Annotated in this window: 18 protein-coding genes; 12 read left to right on the top strand and 6 right to left on the bottom strand. The window is 44.9% G+C overall.

Going from position 1 to position 15,613, the window contains the following annotated elements; genetic code table 11:
- Positions 1-78 precede the first annotated feature (78 nt).
- Both ICV89_RS06520 and ICV89_RS06515 read right to left on the bottom strand, forming a co-directional pair.
- Positions 79-1,029: a tripartite tricarboxylate transporter substrate binding protein gene (locus ICV89_RS06520; RefSeq protein ID WP_215307552.1), complete on the bottom strand. Its 951-nt coding sequence runs from the start codon at positions 1,027-1,029 to the stop codon at positions 79-81.
- Positions 1,026-2,093: a tartrate dehydrogenase gene (locus ICV89_RS06515; RefSeq protein WP_215310350.1), complete on the bottom strand. Its 1,068-nt coding sequence runs from the start codon at positions 2,091-2,093 to the stop codon at positions 1,026-1,028. The genes ICV89_RS06520 and ICV89_RS06515 overlap by 4 nt, the downstream gene beginning before the upstream one ends.
- Before the next feature lie 196 nt (positions 2,094-2,289).
- Here ICV89_RS06515 and ICV89_RS06510 point away from each other — a divergent pair, with 196 nt between their 5' ends.
- From ICV89_RS06510 to ICV89_RS06500, 4 genes are all read left to right on the top strand, one after another.
- Positions 2,290-2,778 carry a LexA family transcriptional regulator gene (locus ICV89_RS06510; protein WP_251370793.1) on the top strand — a complete coding sequence of 163 codons (489 nt, stop codon included), beginning with the start codon at positions 2,290-2,292 and terminating at the stop codon, positions 2,776-2,778.
- Positions 2,775-4,076, top strand: coding sequence for a Y-family DNA polymerase (locus tag ICV89_RS06505; protein ID WP_215307550.1), 1,302 nt, complete (start codon positions 2,775-2,777; stop codon positions 4,074-4,076). The genes ICV89_RS06510 and ICV89_RS06505 overlap by 4 nt, the downstream gene beginning before the upstream one ends.
- A 184-nt stretch (positions 4,077-4,260) precedes the next feature.
- On the top strand, positions 4,261-4,392 hold the full coding sequence (locus tag ICV89_RS10975) for a hypothetical protein (protein ID WP_255535042.1): 132 nt from the start codon (positions 4,261-4,263) through the stop codon (positions 4,390-4,392).
- Positions 4,393-4,551: 159 nt separating this feature from the next.
- A complete protein-coding gene (locus ICV89_RS06500) occupies positions 4,552-5,094 on the top strand; it encodes a TIGR00645 family protein (RefSeq protein WP_215307548.1) in 543 nt (180 codons plus the stop codon).
- Between the two features lie 19 nt (positions 5,095-5,113).
- Here ICV89_RS06500 and ICV89_RS06495 read toward each other — a convergent pair whose 3' ends face one another.
- Positions 5,114-5,770, bottom strand: coding sequence for a putative quorum-sensing-regulated virulence factor (locus tag ICV89_RS06495; protein WP_215307546.1), 657 nt, complete (start codon positions 5,768-5,770; stop codon positions 5,114-5,116).
- 37 nt (positions 5,771-5,807) lie between these two features.
- Positions 5,808-5,987: a hypothetical protein gene (locus ICV89_RS06490; RefSeq protein ID WP_215307544.1), complete on the bottom strand. Its 180-nt coding sequence runs from the start codon at positions 5,985-5,987 to the stop codon at positions 5,808-5,810.
- A gap of 104 nt (positions 5,988-6,091) precedes the next feature.
- Between ICV89_RS06490 and ICV89_RS06485 the strand changes: the two genes are divergently transcribed.
- The 8 genes from ICV89_RS06485 to ICV89_RS06450 all read left to right on the top strand — a co-directional run bounded on the left by ICV89_RS06485 (position 6,092) and on the right by ICV89_RS06450 (position 14,719).
- Positions 6,092-6,652 (top strand): hypothetical protein, encoded by a 561-nt coding sequence (locus ICV89_RS06485; RefSeq protein WP_215307542.1) that lies wholly within the window; start codon positions 6,092-6,094, stop codon positions 6,650-6,652.
- Positions 6,649-8,298, top strand: coding sequence for an ion transporter (locus tag ICV89_RS06480; protein ID WP_215307541.1), 1,650 nt, complete (start codon positions 6,649-6,651; stop codon positions 8,296-8,298). Before ICV89_RS06485 ends, ICV89_RS06480 begins: the two co-directional genes overlap by 4 nt.
- A 129-nt stretch (positions 8,299-8,427) precedes the next feature.
- Positions 8,428-9,567: a mandelate racemase/muconate lactonizing enzyme family protein gene (locus ICV89_RS06475; RefSeq protein WP_215307539.1), complete on the top strand. Its 1,140-nt coding sequence runs from the start codon at positions 8,428-8,430 to the stop codon at positions 9,565-9,567.
- Positions 9,568-9,608: 41 nt separating this feature from the next.
- Complete coding sequence (locus ICV89_RS06470) at positions 9,609-10,586, top strand: tripartite tricarboxylate transporter substrate binding protein (protein WP_215307537.1); 978 nt, start codon at positions 9,609-9,611, stop codon at positions 10,584-10,586.
- A 239-nt stretch (positions 10,587-10,825) separates the two neighbouring features.
- The gene (locus tag ICV89_RS06465; RefSeq protein WP_215307535.1) at positions 10,826-12,289 is read left to right on the top strand and encodes a DUF4407 domain-containing protein; all 1,464 of its coding nucleotides are present in this window, start codon (positions 10,826-10,828) and stop codon (positions 12,287-12,289) included.
- Positions 12,286-13,140, top strand: coding sequence for a hypothetical protein (locus ICV89_RS06460; protein ID WP_215307533.1), 855 nt, complete (start codon positions 12,286-12,288; stop codon positions 13,138-13,140). Before ICV89_RS06465 ends, ICV89_RS06460 begins: the two co-directional genes overlap by 4 nt.
- A 23-nt stretch (positions 13,141-13,163) precedes the next feature.
- Positions 13,164-14,126: a hypothetical protein gene (locus ICV89_RS06455; RefSeq protein ID WP_215307531.1), complete on the top strand. Its 963-nt coding sequence runs from the start codon at positions 13,164-13,166 to the stop codon at positions 14,124-14,126.
- 65 nt (positions 14,127-14,191) lie between these two features.
- Positions 14,192-14,719, top strand: a complete 528-nt coding sequence (locus ICV89_RS06450) for an HD domain-containing protein (protein WP_215310348.1) — start codon at positions 14,192-14,194, stop codon at positions 14,717-14,719.
- Between the two features lie 19 nt (positions 14,720-14,738).
- On the opposite strand, the gene ICV89_RS06445 is transcribed toward ICV89_RS06450, so the two are convergent.
- The gene (locus tag ICV89_RS06445; protein WP_215307529.1) at positions 14,739-15,137 is read right to left on the bottom strand and encodes a hypothetical protein; all 399 of its coding nucleotides are present in this window, start codon (positions 15,135-15,137) and stop codon (positions 14,739-14,741) included.
- A gap of 48 nt (positions 15,138-15,185) precedes the next feature.
- On the bottom strand, positions 15,186-15,611 hold the full coding sequence (locus ICV89_RS06440) for a polymer-forming cytoskeletal protein (RefSeq protein WP_215307527.1): 426 nt from the start codon (positions 15,609-15,611) through the stop codon (positions 15,186-15,188).
- Positions 15,612-15,613 lie beyond the last annotated feature (2 nt).

Here is a 15,613-nt window from a genome sequence, read left to right as displayed (position 1 = left end):
AAAACAAAAGCTACCGACATGGTAGCTTTTGTTTTATGAAGACAAATTAATGTATTGCTTTATCAACCTACTCAGTCATTATTTAATCATCCCAGCATTCTTTGCATCTTCCATTGCCTGAGGAATTTTCTCTTTCATAAACGCCGGCATTTTGGAGAGTGGGATATCGACAATCACAAAGCCCGAGTCCTCTAACTTTTTCTTAGTCTCAGGGTCGGCATTGAGCTGTGCAAAATAATCAGACATTTTTTGCTGCAAGACTAGTGGCGTAGCCTTGGGTACTGCAACGCCGCGGTAGGCGCCATCTACCCAGTTCAGGCCCAACTCTTTAAATGTGGGCACATCTGGTAGGGCGGGATTACGTTTTTCAGTAGCAATTGCCAGTGTGCGCACCTTAGATTTTTGTTGAATCGCCAAAGGTAGATAACCCATGGCGCCATCTACGTGCATCCCAATTAAGGCAGTAATTAAATCTCCCGTACCTTTAAAAGGAACGTAATTAATTTTCACGCCAGCTAATTGATTTAAGCGCTCTACTGCCATATGGTTTGCAGAATATTGCGCAGAGCCAGCAAGATTGATCTTGCCAGGATCCTTTTTAGCGGCAGCAATTAGCTCTTGATAGGTCTTATAAGGACTGTCAGCGGAGACCATGAGGGCATCTGGAGTGAAGTGGTAGTAGTAGATTGCGTTGATGTCATCGGTTTTGTACTGAATACCTTCTTGTAATGGCTGCAAGATCGTATGGGGAATATTGACGCCGACTACTGTAGTGCCATCGGCGGGATAGGTATTAAGAGCACTCCAGACAAGTGCGCCGCCGGCACCTGCGCGATTCATGACCACCATGGGTTGCTTAAACTTTTTGGCGGAAATATCGGCTTGATAGCGCGCCACTAAGTCTGACTCTCCAGCGGGTGGAAAGGGGATGATGTATTGGATGGTTTTATCAGGGAATGGCTGTGCACTGACAACTGAGATAAAGCTGAAAGAGAGTACGGCAAGCTTAATTAGTGAAAACACTTTCATTTTGAAATCTCCTGAATTACTGCATTAGTCACATCACTCATCATTGCAGAGCCTCCTAAATCACGGGTATGTAATTTCGGATTAGCAGTGACGATTTCAATTGCATGCATGAGTACTTTGCCAAGCTCCTTTTCTCCCAAGAAGTCGAGCATCATGACTGCAGACCAAAACGTACCAATGGGATTTGCCAAACCCTGGCCCATAATGTCAAATGCCGAACCATGAATCGGCTCAAACATCGATGGATACCGTCTTTCAGGATCAAGATTGGCAGTAGGGGCAATGCCCAAGCTGCCGGCAAGCGCTGCTGCCAAATCACTTAAGACATCCGCATGCAAATTGGTAGCCACAATCGTATCGAGTGACTCAGGACGATTGACCATGCGAGCGGTAGCGGCATCGACCAGCTCTTTATCCCAAGTCACATCTGGAAAATCTTTGGCCACTAGTTGAGCGATTTCATCCCACATCACCATGCCGTGTCGCTGGGCATTGGACTTAGTAATCACGGTGAGGTGTTTACGGGGCCGAGACTGCGCGAGCTGAAAGGCAAAGCGCTGTACACGCTCTACGCCAACGCGCGTCATGATGCTCATATCGGACGCCACTTCAATCGGGTGACCTTGGTGGGCTCTGCCGCCTACCCCGGAATACTCACCTTCTGAGTTCTCCCGCACAATCACCCAGTCCAATTGTTCCGGCTTGCAATTGCGCAAGGGAGTTTGGATGCCAGGAAGAATGCGAGTGGGGCGCACATTGGCATATTGATCAAAGCCTTGGCAAATTTTGAGACGCAAACCCCACAGCGTAATGTGATCCGGAATATCAGGGTCGCCAGCTGAACCAAACAAGATGGCATCTTTAGAGCGTAAGGGCTCTAGGCCATCATGAGGCATCATGATGCCGTGCTTGCGGTAGTAGTCACCACCCCAATCAAAGTGCTCAAAGGCAAAGGCCACTTGAGGATGTTTTTTACTTAAAGCGTTTAATACTTTCTCGCATTCAGGGATCACTTCTTTGCCAATACCATCACCCGGAATCGAGGCTATTTTGTAAGTCTTCATTCGTCTCCTACTGCCATTTTCTAATGAGTGCATGCGCTTTTACATGCATTTCCATAATCATTATGTGGTGCTTCCCCTGCTAAAGAACTTGGGGTTTATGACTAGAAAAAGGGGGGATCAGCAGTAAAACAACAAAAAATGAGTCACTTTTAAGGTTTTTACATATACTGTATGGATATACAGTATATTAATCACTATGACGACTCAGCTGATCTCCCCAAAATCGACCCTCAGCCAGGCTCCACAAGCCTTGGGGGTGCATTCTGCGTATGAGTTCAAGCTATTAAGTCACCGAATTTCAGCGGGATTTCCGAGCCCAGCGGCCGATTATGCCGAGGAAGGTCTAGACCTTAATAGCTACTTAGTCCAAAACAAGCCAGCCACCTTCATGTTTACCGTCAAAGGGGACTCGATGATGGGCGCGGGTATTTGTGACGGCGACAAGGTAGTAGTGGATAAGGCTCTCAAACCAAAACACAAAGATATCGTTGTTGCCGTAGTCGATGATGAGTACACCATCAAGCGTCTCTATCAACTGCGTGGCAAAACTGAGCTGCAGCCCGAGAACGCCAATTACGAGCCCATTACCTTTAATGAGAACAGCGAACTCCAAATCTGGGGTGTGGTTGTTGGGGTGGTGCGCAAGTACAGCCACGCTAGCAGCAGAAACGGAAGGTCTGCATGAACCAAGCCGGCCAAACCAATCAACTCTTCGCACTGGTCGATGTAAACAATTTCTATGTATCTTGCGAGCGTGTATTTGCTCCCAAGTTAGAAGATGTGCCGATGGTAGTGCTATCGAATAACGATGGTTGCGCCGTAGCGCGTAGTGCTGAAGTCAAAGCGCTGGGCGTGAAGATGGGCACGCCTTGGTTTCAGATGAAAGATCTGGCTCAGCAACATGGTATTCAAGCCTATTCATCAAACTACACCTTGTATGGCGATATGAGTGGCAGGGTAGTAGAAGTCTTAAGAAAGTTCACACCCAATTTAGAGGTCTACAGTATTGATGAGAGCTTTCTGCAAATCGAGACAGTGCTCAAGCAATATGCTGATCCCACTAGCTTGGGTCAAATTATTAAGCAAGATGTTAAAGACACTACAGGCTTGCCAGTATGCGTCGGTATTGGGGCTAGTAAGACGCTTGCCAAGTTAGCAAATCATTTGGCAAAAAAACACCCTCAGTTTGCTGGCGTGTGTGACATCAGCTCCATGCCTAAAGCAGCGCTCTATCAGTGGATGGCCGAGACAGCAGTAGGTGAGGTGTGGGGTATCGGCGGCAAGACTGCCAAGAAACTCAAAGAGCTCAAGATCAATAGCATATTTGATCTAGTACAAATCTCGCCACAAGCTATGCGTCAACAGTTTGGCGTTGTGATCGAGCGTATTTGCTATGAGTTGCGCGGAGTATCTTGCCTGCAGTTAGAAGAAGTAGCACCAGCTAAGCAACAAATCATTTCCTCAAGAAGTTTTGGCAAGCCAGTGACTTCAATGGAAGATTTGTCTGAGTCTGTTGCCACTCATGCCGCAAGAGGTGCTGAGAAGCTTAGAAGTCAGAAGTCAGTCACGGGCGCGCTGACGATCTTTGTGCAAACTAACCCGCATAAACCATTTGAGCCACAACATCATCAAAGCATCACAGTAGTGCTGAGTGATCCTAGTGATAACACCTTAACGCTGACTAGCGCTGCATTAAAAGGTTTGAAGCAAATCTACAAAGCAGGCTTTAAGTACAAGAAAGCAGGAGTCATCCTCAATCTCTTGGCTGATAAGCCGACGATGCAGCAATCCCTATTTGATGACATGGAAGTCAAAGGCAAGTCCGCGGGACTTATGAAGGCCATGGACTCTATTAATAGCCGCTTTGGTAATGCCGCCATTAAAACTGCAGCATCTGGAACGAAGCAAGATTGGCAAATGAGATCAAGCAACCGGTCGCCGAACTACACCACGCAGTGGGATGAGTTGCCGGTAGTGCGCTAAAGCGCAAGCAAAAAAATGAAAAAAACGATGAAACAAATGAAGAAAAAACAACAAATAATGAATCTAATTTTACTAGCTCATTTCGTGAGCTAGTAAGCCCATATTCTGAATACATAGAAACAAAACAGTCATCAACAATAGTAACAAAACCTTATTAACGTAAATCAACACCAGGAGAAATCAAATGGAACTATTAAATAACTTTAACGGCATCTCACTCGCAGTGATTATGGTTTTGTCCTACTGCGCAGTATTGAAAAATACGAAGCGCAATGAGCGTAGCAATACTCCAGTATTTAGCCGTAAGTATCAGTAAGAAAAAGCAACAGTAAAAAAGCAGCAGCTGCCTAGAGGGGGAATAAGGAAATCACGGATTCCTTATTCCCTAGTCAAGGCGGGAGTCATCAGAATCCCCCTACACAAGATATGTGTAATGAGATTATAAAAAAGTCATAAATATGGATAAAATCCAAACATGATCGATGATAAGCAAACCTACATAGATAAGAAATTACGCCCACTGCCACGCTGGATATTTATGTCCCGCTGGTTGCAGGCGCCACTCTACATTGGCCTGATTGTTGCCCAGGGCGTTTATGTATGGCAGTTTTGGTTGGAGTTGGCCCATCTAATTAGCATGATGTCAGAGAAAAGCATGACAGAAACTGCACTCATGCTCATTGTGTTGGGCTTGATTGATGTGGTGATGATCTCTAATTTGTTGGTGATGGTTATCGTCGGCGGTTGGGAAACTTTTGTTTCTAGGTTAGAGCTGGAGAATCATCCAGATCAACCTGAGTGGTTATCGCATGTCAATGCCGGTGTGCTCAAGGTGAAGTTAGCAACAGCCATCATTGGAATTTCATCAATTCATTTGCTAAAGACCTTTATTAATGCGTCCTCACACGATGAAAAAACCTTACTATGGCAAACCGTCATACACATGACCTTTGTATTTTCAGCAGTAGCGATTGCGTATACAGAAAAGCTAGTGACCTCAACACATAAGCAGCACTAAGGCAATCAGAAGCGAAGCTTTAAGTCTGCAATGCTTTGCGAAGGTATTCAGAAACATTGTCCTGACGTAGCATCCACTGCTTATAGTCTGACGGCACCTGGCTAATCAATTCACCTTTGTGTTTGCCAAAAGGCATGATCGTCGGAATACGAGCCTTCTCAGACATTTCCCATAAAGCGTCCAGAGAAGCGGGTTTGAGCTTCTCAATAATCTGCCCAAGTATCTTGGAGCAAATCCACACATCCGCTAATGCACTATGGGCATCACGCAGTTGCTCTCTAGCAGTCGAACGTTCAAAGTAATAGAGCAGGGCACTTTGCGTATGGCTATCGAGATCAGGCCAAAGACTGCGAGCTAGGGCAAGGGTGCAGATGCGTTTCACTTCGGGTTTGCCAATGGCCTCCCAGTCAAAATCCACGCTATGACCGATGATGTACTTGGTGCCAGCAGGTAATTTAAAAGAGCTGCTAGCAGGGCAATTGACTAACTCTTCATCCAAGATATGGTGGGTTGCCAGTGCACCTAAGCTAATTGGCTTGCCTGGGTTATACCGTTGCACCCAAGGGTTGCCAACAGATAATGGATTGATTGAAGTGACATCTAAAGCGGCGGCTTCAATAATGACGGCATCCGTCTTATCGGTGGCTTCAACATCGAAAATAATGGCTTGAGACATAAAATTCTTCAAAGAGAATGGCTTAAAGCCAGGCTAGCTACTGATTGCCTGGGGGTCCTGACTTACTAGCATCATCCGGGGATAAACCCTTGTTTTTATCGTGTTCAGCCAGTTTTTGCAGTATGTTTTGAGCCATTGGGGATAATTCTTGAGTAGGCTCAGCTGGTTTGACCTTCTTTTTCTTGATTAAACTTTGCAGAAGCGTTTGGAAAAACATTGATAATCCTCGAGTGGCTGTCTTATTAACTCAAAATCTAAATATACAGTAATTAAAAGCGGCAAGATAGTCGCGTTTAACTAAAGAAAAGCTGGGAGAGCGTATTGGGCAAGAATATCCAAGTTCTATTTCGAGACATGCGCGTCTCAGACTATTTCTTTATTTTGACTGTAATAGCCAACGTGCTTATAGTGATCTATCTCGGAATAGGAAACTATCAAAATGCCGCGAAGGTGGCAGCATCACAAAATAATGCCGAAGAGATCATTGTTTGGTTTGAGGCTCTTGCCAGCAAGAACGAAGCCAATGAGCCCATTGAACCTGCGGCATGCACCCCCATCGATGAAGATGAAAAATTGATTAAAGGCGTCAAGCCAAATCACTGGAAAAATTGTGTTGAAGCACTTTTTGCAGCCAAAGGCCCCTTTGAGAGTTATGTCAATCTTTTAAATCCGGCTGGCCCAGCATATACAGCTAAGTGTAATAAAACAGATCTGCTCAATAGCGGAGCTCTCGTCTTTGAAAAACTGACCCCCAATCCGGCAGGTCCTCCCGGGGCATCTCCACTGGAGCCTGGGGAGCGGCTCGTCAGCGGCTTGCAAATTCGCCTCAGTCTTTGTGATACCGGTTTTTACCTCATCAGAATTGGAGAATTTAAATTATGAATCTCCAGCCGATTTCATTATCTAGTTTGAACTTATACATCCGTAAGCGGATATTTGATTTATTGTTTAATCACCACATTAAAGCAAATTATTGCAACCAGTTCGAGCGCTTTATTACGTACATGATCGTACTGAATATGGCAGGTTTAGTGCTTGAGCATATTCCGGTGTTCTATGAAACTCGCGAACACCTCTTTCATATTTTCGATGTGGTCTCGCTGGCTATCTTTTCGATTGAATACGTCTTGCGCGTGTATGTAGCGCCAGAAGATCCCGCCTTTAGTTCAGCTAAATATCCTCGTCTTGCTTACTGCAAGAGCCCATTTGCTCTCATTGATCTGATATCGATTTTGCCGTTCTACTTAAGTGCTTTCTTTGAAGCTGATTTACGGATTCTGAGGGCCTTACGATTACTACGTTTACTCAAGCTCTTCCGTGCTTTGGCACCAGCGTTCAATGAATTTTTAGAGCTGAATAAAGACAAATCCTATCGTTATAAGATTTATGCCCTAGTCAATGAAACTCCGACCAGCGGCAACCTCCATCATATCTTTGATATGTTTATTGTGAGCTGGGTCATTGTGTCGGTACTGGCTGTGATTTTTGAATCAGTGCAGAGCATTAGCTATCACCTACATTCTGAATTTATTATTCTCGATACTATTGCAGTGGTGATTTTCTCGACAGAATACATCATGAGGATTTATAGCGCCCCTGAGGATCCTAAGTACCAGGCTTGGCTCAAAGGACGCTTAAGATACGCATGTAGGCCAACGAGCATTATTGATTTTATGGCAGTTGTGCCATTCTATTTAGAGAGTCTGCTGCATCACCTCTTTGACTTGCGCTTCTTGCGAGTCTTTAGATTGATGCGTTTACTCAAGCTAGCGCGTTATTCTGGCGCCACTCAATCCTTATTTACTGTGATTCAACGCGAGTGGCCTGTCATGAAGGCTGCGGTTTTCATTTTGCTTTTATTAGTCATGCTTGCCGCCTGCTTGGGTTATGTCTTTGAGCATGAAGCTCAGCCCGATAAGTTTGAAAATATTCCCCAAGCAATTTATTGGTCTGTGATTACTTTGGCCAGCGTGGGTTATGGCGACATTTCTCCGATAACCCCAGCGGGTAGAGCGGTGACGATTGTCATAGCGCTCTTGGGGATTGGTATTTTTGCGATTCCGGCAGCGATTCTTTCATCCGCACTGAGTGATCAACTTCGGATTGAGCGCGAAAGAATGATGAATGAGCTCTACCACATGCTAGAAGATGGCGTGATTTCAGCCGATGAGCAAGAACTCATTGAGGCCGAGGCTAAGCGTTTGCATCTATCTCAGGGAGAGCTCACGCGCTTACTAGAAAAGGCGAAGGTGGAAATGGGTATTGAGCATGCCCCAGCCAAGGATGCTAAAACAGGTAAGGGTGCCACTAGCGAAATGAGTCTAGAGTTTTTGTCTAAGCACCCAGAGTTAGCTGCTGAGCAACTGAAGATCACCATCTCTAAGTTGCAGCAAATTGTGAGTGTGTCAGACCGTCAAGAGCTAAGTAAATACATTGATAATCCTGATAATGTGACGGGACTGCAAAGTAGTATGCTAAAAATACTACTGCAAAACACTGCGGTAAAAGAGCAGAAGAAAGATACGTAGTAGTTCGCTGGACTTGTTCTTTCCAAAGCAATCAGATGAAGCCCTTCAATTGATTTTGATGGGCTTTTTTCTTGACGACAGTTTAAATATGAGCCATATCCATCGAGCTATGACTGTACGGATTTTTATATGAAAGATACGACTTTGCAGATACCTATTCTTATTAAAAATATAGAGGCATTTGTCTTGAGGGCCCCCATTGCAAATCCGGTAAAAACCTCATTTGGAATTATGACCAATCGGCCTGCTATTTTTGTTCGATTGGAGGATGAGGATGGTCTTGTTGGGTGGGGGGAGATTTGGTGTAACTTTCCCAATTGTGGCGCTGAGCATCGCGCCAAGTTATTGCAAGAAACTTTTAAGCCTTTGCTAATTAAAAAATCGTTTCATCACCCCTCGCAAATCTATCAACAGATTACTGAGCATACGGCAGTATTAGCTATTCAATCAGGAGAGTTTGGTCCTATAGCTCAAGTCATTGCTGGCATTGATCTTGCAGCCTGGGACTTATTTGCTAAAAAATCAAAGCTACCTCTTTGGCGCTGCCTAGGCGGCACAGATCCACTGATCAAGACCTACGCTAGTGGCATTAATCCGGATAAACCAGAGAAAGTAATTGAAGACTTGTTAAAAGAGGGTTTTACCGCTTTTAAGCTCAAGATCGGTTTTAGTGAAAAGGCAGATATTGAAAATCTACGCAACATTCGACAACTGATCCCAAGTCATCAACTCATGGTTGATGCCAATCAAGCGTGGGATTTGCCAGCTGCAATCAAAAATATTCAATCGATTGAAGAGTTCGATATAAGTTGGATTGAAGAGCCAATCAGAGCGGATAATTCCATTAGCCATTGGCAAGAGCTCTCTAGAAGTTGTACTGTAAGGTTAGCTGCTGGCGAAAATATGGGCAGTGAACACGCTTTTAAGGAGGCTATTGCATCAAAGGTATTTAGCGTCATCCAGCCTGACATTGCTAAATGGGGTGGAATTTCAGGTTGTCTACCTATTATTAATAGCCTTAATCAACATGGCATTGAATATTGTCCGCACTATCTTGGCGGTGGCATTGGGCTCATGGCTTCGGCGCACCTCTTGGCGGCATCCTCATCAACTGGAATGCTTGAAATTGACTCTAACCCCAATCCTTTGAGATCTTTGGTATCGACTCCATTGGCCCATATTGCTGATGGTACGGTTAGCTTGTCTGATGTCCCAGGAATTGGAATTGAGCCAGATTTTGATGTGCTCGCTCATTTTCTAATACACTGAAAATTCATGATTTACCAACCGACTCATTCTTCCTTAAAAATATGCGCCCACAAAATTTCATCCTCAGTTTGATTTCTTTGCTATTACTCACTCTATCTAGTTTGGTAGCGGCACAGTCTTGGCCGGATCGTCCAGTCAAGGTAATTGTTCCTTATGCACCAGGTGGTGGTGTGGACCCTGTAGCTCGCCTTGTCAGTTTGAAACTGGCCGATATTTGGAAGCAACCCGTAGTAGTTGAAAATAAAGCGGGTGGTAGTGGCACTATTGGTGCCAACTATGTGGCCAAATCTGCATCTGATGGCTTAACGATTTTGATGTCTGCGACAGCAGAAGTCGTGATTAATCAACATTTCATGCAAAAGATGTCTTACAACCCGGATACCGATCTAAAGCCGGTGACCTTGCTTGTGAAGCTACCATTTGTATTGGTTACCAATCCTTCTAAACCCTATTCAAGCGTTACTGAGCTTATTGCTTATGCGAAGAAAAATCCTGGCACCGTGACTTATGCATCATCTGGTCCTGGTACACCGCAGCACTTAGCTGCCGTGATGTTAGAAGAGCAGGCCAATATTAAATTGGTTCATGTTCCTTATAAGGGCGTTGCTCCTTCAGTATCTGATTTGCTCGCTGGCCATGTGGACGTTGGCTTTGCAGGGCTACCAACTGTACTACCGCATATTCAGTCAGGAGCCTTGAAAGCACTTGGACTCTCATCTAAAACGCCATCGATTGCTGCACCGAATATTCCACCGCTAGCTAAAACACCAACGCTACAGAATTTTGATCTCACTCAATGGTTCGGTGTTTATGTACCAAGCGGAACGCCTAACGCCATTGCCCAAAAGATTCAAAAAGATATTGTTGATGTACTTAAGATGCCTGAGGTGAAAGAGGCCCTTGAAAAGCAGGGCGCACAGCCAGGCAATATGACCATAGCTGAATTTCTAGCATTCTCCAATAGTGAGAGTAAAAAGTTTGGCGCTATTGTGAAAAGCGCAAAGATAGAACAGAACTAATTGATGGGAATTTCAAAGCCCCGAGTTTTCGGGGTTTTTTTATTTACATCGGCAGATTAAAAGATGACGAAACAAATGAGTTAAGTGAAAGTTGCCTTTGCAATGGCAGTATGATACTGTACATATATACAGTATTTATTGTTTTAATGGCCAATCTGCTCCTTAAATTTTTAGAGGCTCAATCTATGAGCTTTTAGGTCGTAATACTACATTCATCCTAATAACTTGTGGATGGATGTATGAGCACAATTCGTCAACACCTTGTATTCCTCACCGGTCATCGCATTAGTGCGAGCACTTCTACCGAAGAAGTCGGTAGCCTGAGCAAAATTGGCGCGGCGATTGCCTTTGCCAGCTTCTTAGCTGCTTTGCAATTTGGCATTGCTGGCTGGTTTCTTGCGTTGGACTTGCACATCCTCTTACAAATACTAATGGCGTTCGTATTCGCATGCATTGGCGCTGCTATTGTTTTGGTGTTGGATCGTAATTTTATTTATCTCGCCGATACTCGCTATGAGACCGATAAGAAGCTGACCTATGTGTACTTAGGTATTCGTATCTTTTTAATTACGGTGATCGGCACCCTGAGTAGTCAATTTACGATGCCTTTATTTTTAAAGTCAGAATTAGCCATTCATGCGCAGGATATGAAAGATGGCCGGTTCACTCAGGCGAAAGAGCGCTATCAAGAAAAGTATGAGTTGGCCGATAAGACTGCAGGACTCACAAGCCTGGAAGATAGAACTACAAAGCTGCGTAAAGAGATTTCATCATTAACACCTGAGTTAGTGCGCCAACGCGGCCTAGTTGGGCAATGCTTTGCGGATTACAACAAAAAAACCAAGACTACCTTTGCACCCGATTTGGATGAGCATGACATTATTAGTTTGTACGCCAAGGATAAGCGTGAGTGTGAGCGCATTGATGGCATCTATCGTGAGAACTATCGTAATTATGTCAGCCCTAAAGAGGCAGAGCTCGAGCGCATGGGTGTTGCAATTACGCAAGCGCAAGGCGATATTGATACCGCAAAAAAAGAGATTGCTCAAGATTTAGATAAGGCGGCCCAGATCAATGAGTCCTACATCAATGTGGCTTCAGCAGATGTGCTCTCGTCTTTAGTACGCAACAATCCTGGCGCGTTTATGAAATACGCCTTAATTACCTTGCTTCAACTGTGCCTAGAGCTCATGCCGATCTTACTCAAACTCCAAGCAGGGCAATCTCCGCTAGGTCACCGTATGGCCATCTTTGCCTATGACAATAAAACGCGTGCTCTGGCACAAGTCAATCAAAGCGCTGCAAGACGCCTTGATGCCGATGCGCAGATTGCACTAGCGCGCCATGAGCATGCGCTAGTGGATAAAGAGCAATATGCTATTCGGCAAGAAGTGAACTCCAATGTCACCAAGCAAAAGCTCATTCAAGACTTGGAAAATGAAAAGATTCGTCAGGAGTTAGAAGAGCTCAAACGTCAGAGTAATGCCTATTTGCGAGCACAGCATCAATTTACGCAAAGCTTTTCTGCAGCTAGTGGCCAGTTTGTCAATCGCGTCGTCATGCCAGCGATGGCGACAGTGAGTAAACCTTTTGCTGCCAAGTCCTCTAATGAAGGTGAGTCATCAAGCGAGCCATCATCTGCCGGCGCTCAGGTCTATGCGTTTGGCGGCCATCACAACTTAGGAGTTAAAGCGGCATCATGAGAGCGCTTTTGATTCTCGGTTTAGTGATCTTGCTAGGCGCTTGCTCAAGTACGCCTCGCTATAGCAGTAACTATGGTAACTACAGTTACAGCAATGCTTATGTTGCGCCAGCTAAACCTCAGTATCAAGCTTCAAGCTATCAAGCCAAAACCTACTCAGCGCCAGTAAATAACTCCTATAGCGCGCAACGGCCTATCCAAAAAGTATCTTCAGTACCACCACCAGTGACGGTTTCTAATTTTGAGCGCTTAAGTTATGAAGATTTAGTGCGCTTTGAGCCTGATTGTGAGCAGCGGGTTGAGCAAACTGCGCTATTAGAAGAGCAGCTCAAACGCAATCGCTTTTATACCGTTGATGGCGTAGAGGGCAATACCTATCCCGGAAAAATTAGTAAGAGTTACTACTCGTTAGCCAAGTACCGAATTTGGGCCTTACGCTTTGCCTGTCAGGGCAGTGAAGTCAGTCGTGATTTGATAAAAGCAGATTTGCAAGCGAGTCCCAATCAGCCGCCGAGCGCAATGCCGCGTTGCTACTTTGAAGAGACCGTTGAGGCAAAGACAGGCTATCAGCAAACCCAATATTTAACGAGTGATCACAAATCTACTCGTAGAGAAATTTGTACCAATTTTCCCTATGCACAAGAAAGGCCTTTCATCCGAGTAGGGGAGCAGATGAGTCTGAGCCCCAGAGACATTAAAGATGGGGCATCGCATTCGGCTCTGCGCAAGTGGAAGGGCAATATCTATCAACTCGTTTCAAAAACAGAGATGCATTTAAACCAAGCAGTGCGTTTTACCTTAGTGACCGTGAGGTCAGGTGTGAATCAATGGACTGTAGTCGATAAGTTTTAAATCTATTTAAAAAAGGAATCATCATGAAACAGCAAAATTACCGCATTCGTAGTATTGCCATTACTAGTGCATTAGGGCTCATGCTTAGTGCTTGTGGCACAAATCCTGTCCAGCAGGTACAAAACCAACAGCAAGACGATTATCGGGCGCAGGCTAAAGTAGCTAAGCAAGCTATTAGTGAGGCGCCTGATTGGATGAGCAAGCTCCCAAAAGAGTCTGGCGTAATTTATGAGAATGGCACGGCCATTAGCAGCGACTTTTCAATGGCCGATCTCAAAGCCAAAACCATGGCCTATGTGAAGATTTGTACAGGTGCTGGCGGTAAAGTGCGTAGCCAAATGAAGATGTACCGCGCCGATAACGATGCCGCCTCCGTTGAGCAATCAGAATTAACGGTACGCAGCCTCTGTCCTGATGTGGATATCTCCGGAGTTGAGACCGTCGAGATGAAGCATGTGGCTGAAGGCAATCGCATTCGTACCTATGTGTTAGTTGCTCTGCCTTTGGGTTCTAAGAATGTAGCTAGAAGCACTAAGGACATTCAGAACCGCTCCGGCGATGCTTTTAAAGAGCTCGATGGCATTACTAAGGATACGAAAGAGCAAAATACGAGCGCAGCACCAGCAGCACCAGTAGCCACACCAATAGCGCCCAATAAAGTGGGGCAATTCAGCAAAACCCCAGCGCCCATATTGAGTGCACCCACTATGCCAACTCCGCAAGTCGAGCCAGCAAGAGTAGAGCAAGTGATGCCACCGCTCTCACCAGCATCGAATAGGCCATTCGTTGCCCCAGCCACCAAGCCTGATGGCTCGCTTTTAGAGTCTGTGAAAGCGATTGGTAATGATGCGGTGATTGTGCAAGGGCCTAATGGTACTGATAAACAAATAGGATTGCTCGGATCAAAAAATCCGGAGTATGTCGCACGCCGTGCAGAGGCCTTACAAAAGCCTGGCGCAGTCATTGGTCAAGTCAGTATTGAATAGCTTGACTGTGGAATATGAGTCAATGGAAAAAGACCGTAGCAATCCCTATAATGGATGACATCATGATTAATCATTTTGTCCAAGCTCTGGCATTTTCAGCTGAGAAGCATAAAAATCAGCGGCGCAAGGATGCGCAAATAACGCCTTACATTAATCACCCCATTGAGCTAGTGAATGTTTTAGTAAATGAGGGTGGAGTGTTGTCTTGGGATGTTCTGTGCGCAGCCTTACTGCATGATGTAATTGAAGATACCCAAACGACTGAAGAAGAGTTAATTAACCATTTTGGTAAAAAAGTCACTGCGATTGTGAAAGAGTTGACCGACGATAAATCGCTTGCCAAAGAGGTACGCAAAAGCTTGCAAATTGCTCATACTCCTTTTGCTAGCCATGAGGCCAAGCTTGTCAAACTTGCTGATAAGATTTGCAATCTACGCGATATATTGGTCGCCCCGCCAGCTGGCTGGGATCTCAAACGCAAGCAAGAGTATTTTGCTTGGTCTGAAGCAGTGGTGGCTGGCATCAGAGGAACTAATGCCAAGCTAGAAAAGGTATTTGATGCTTTGCTACAAGAGGCCGAGCAAATGCAGTAGGCGAGCCTTGATGTTGGATTTAGGTATCGAGCTTGCTAGTGATTGATAATTCACCCCACATGACGATATCCATATCAACTAATTGCCAACCTTTGTGTTGAAAGCCAATATCAAAATCATCTGTAGTATTGCTATGCATAAAAATCTCAGTAAGCGTTGCTTGCTCACCTTTGGGAGTGGTCTCTGAGAAGTAGATAAGGTGCTGACCTTCGCTAGAGAGATTCACCTCCGTAAAGTCCTGACTCCCCACGCTAATACCAATATGCTCATCATATTCGGCTAAAAAATTGGGTGGACTCTCCGTAATGAAAGACCCACTTTTCCACAGAAAACCACAGTTAATCTCTTTATTGTCTTTGCGGTAGGTCATACGCTCAGTGATGTGAAATTCATTTTTAGGTGAAATTCTAAAAGGCATAGAGGACTCCGTTGAGTTGTAGCCGAAGTAGTAACTGAGGTTAGTGGATTATGAAGCGATCTTTTTGGTGAGATCAAAGGCAATCACATCCGATGGGTTCAGTGCGCCCTTATCTAACACTGCGCAGGTAAGAAGCCCATTGACTCTGGCATTTGGATGGATATCAATCGATTTATAGTGAATATCACCGCGGATCAGCGCGCTAGGATAGACCTCAATTTTTTCATCTACGGTAATAGTGCCTTCAATCGTGCCAGCAACAATGAGATTGGTGTAATGCAGGTCGCCAGTTAAGACCCCATCTTTGTCGATTACTAGGGTTGCTTTACTCTCTGACGCTTCGGTAATATCGCCCACAAAGTGACCCAAAACCCGGATATTGCCATTGCCCTCTAGGTTTCCGAGTACTTTAGACCCCGAGCCAATTTCATTGGTAAAGGTCAATTGTGCGCTAGTTGGTTTTCTATCAAACATCG

Source organism: Polynucleobacter sp. Adler-ghost (assembly GCF_018688495.1).
In the GTDB taxonomy this organism is placed as follows: domain Bacteria; phylum Pseudomonadota; class Gammaproteobacteria; order Burkholderiales; family Burkholderiaceae; genus Polynucleobacter.
This window is presented reverse-complemented; position numbering and strand designations above follow the sequence as displayed.

Bases quoted from the DNA above. Each gene is read 5' to 3' on its own strand.
- ICV89_RS06520 (WP_215307552.1), bottom strand. From the start codon at position 1,029: ATGAAAGTGTTTTCACTAATTAAGCTTGCCGTACTCTCTTTCAGCTTT.
- ICV89_RS06515 (WP_215310350.1), bottom strand. From the start codon at position 2,093: ATGAAGACTTACAAAATAGCCTCGATTCCGGGTGATGGTATTGGCAAA.
- ICV89_RS06510 (WP_251370793.1), top strand. From the start codon at position 2,290: ATGACGACTCAGCTGATCTCCCCAAAATCGACCCTCAGCCAGGCTCCA.
- ICV89_RS06505 (WP_215307550.1), top strand. From the start codon at position 2,775: ATGAACCAAGCCGGCCAAACCAATCAACTCTTCGCACTGGTCGATGTA.
- ICV89_RS10975 (WP_255535042.1), top strand. From the start codon at position 4,261: ATGGAACTATTAAATAACTTTAACGGCATCTCACTCGCAGTGATTATG.
- ICV89_RS06500 (WP_215307548.1), top strand. From the start codon at position 4,552: ATGATCGATGATAAGCAAACCTACATAGATAAGAAATTACGCCCACTG.
- ICV89_RS06495 (WP_215307546.1), bottom strand. From the start codon at position 5,770: ATGTCTCAAGCCATTATTTTCGATGTTGAAGCCACCGATAAGACGGAT.
- ICV89_RS06490 (WP_215307544.1), bottom strand. From the start codon at position 5,987: ATGTTTTTCCAAACGCTTCTGCAAAGTTTAATCAAGAAAAAGAAGGTC.
- ICV89_RS06480 (WP_215307541.1), top strand. From the start codon at position 6,649: ATGAATCTCCAGCCGATTTCATTATCTAGTTTGAACTTATACATCCGT.
- ICV89_RS06475 (WP_215307539.1), top strand. From the start codon at position 8,428: ATGAAAGATACGACTTTGCAGATACCTATTCTTATTAAAAATATAGAG.
- ICV89_RS06470 (WP_215307537.1), top strand. From the start codon at position 9,609: ATGCGCCCACAAAATTTCATCCTCAGTTTGATTTCTTTGCTATTACTC.
- ICV89_RS06465 (WP_215307535.1), top strand. From the start codon at position 10,826: ATGAGCACAATTCGTCAACACCTTGTATTCCTCACCGGTCATCGCATT.
- ICV89_RS06460 (WP_215307533.1), top strand. From the start codon at position 12,286: ATGAGAGCGCTTTTGATTCTCGGTTTAGTGATCTTGCTAGGCGCTTGC.
- ICV89_RS06455 (WP_215307531.1), top strand. From the start codon at position 13,164: ATGAAACAGCAAAATTACCGCATTCGTAGTATTGCCATTACTAGTGCA.
- ICV89_RS06445 (WP_215307529.1), bottom strand. From the start codon at position 15,137: ATGCCTTTTAGAATTTCACCTAAAAATGAATTTCACATCACTGAGCGT.
- ICV89_RS06440 (WP_215307527.1), bottom strand. From the start codon at position 15,611: ATGTTTGATAGAAAACCAACTAGCGCACAATTGACCTTTACCAATGAA.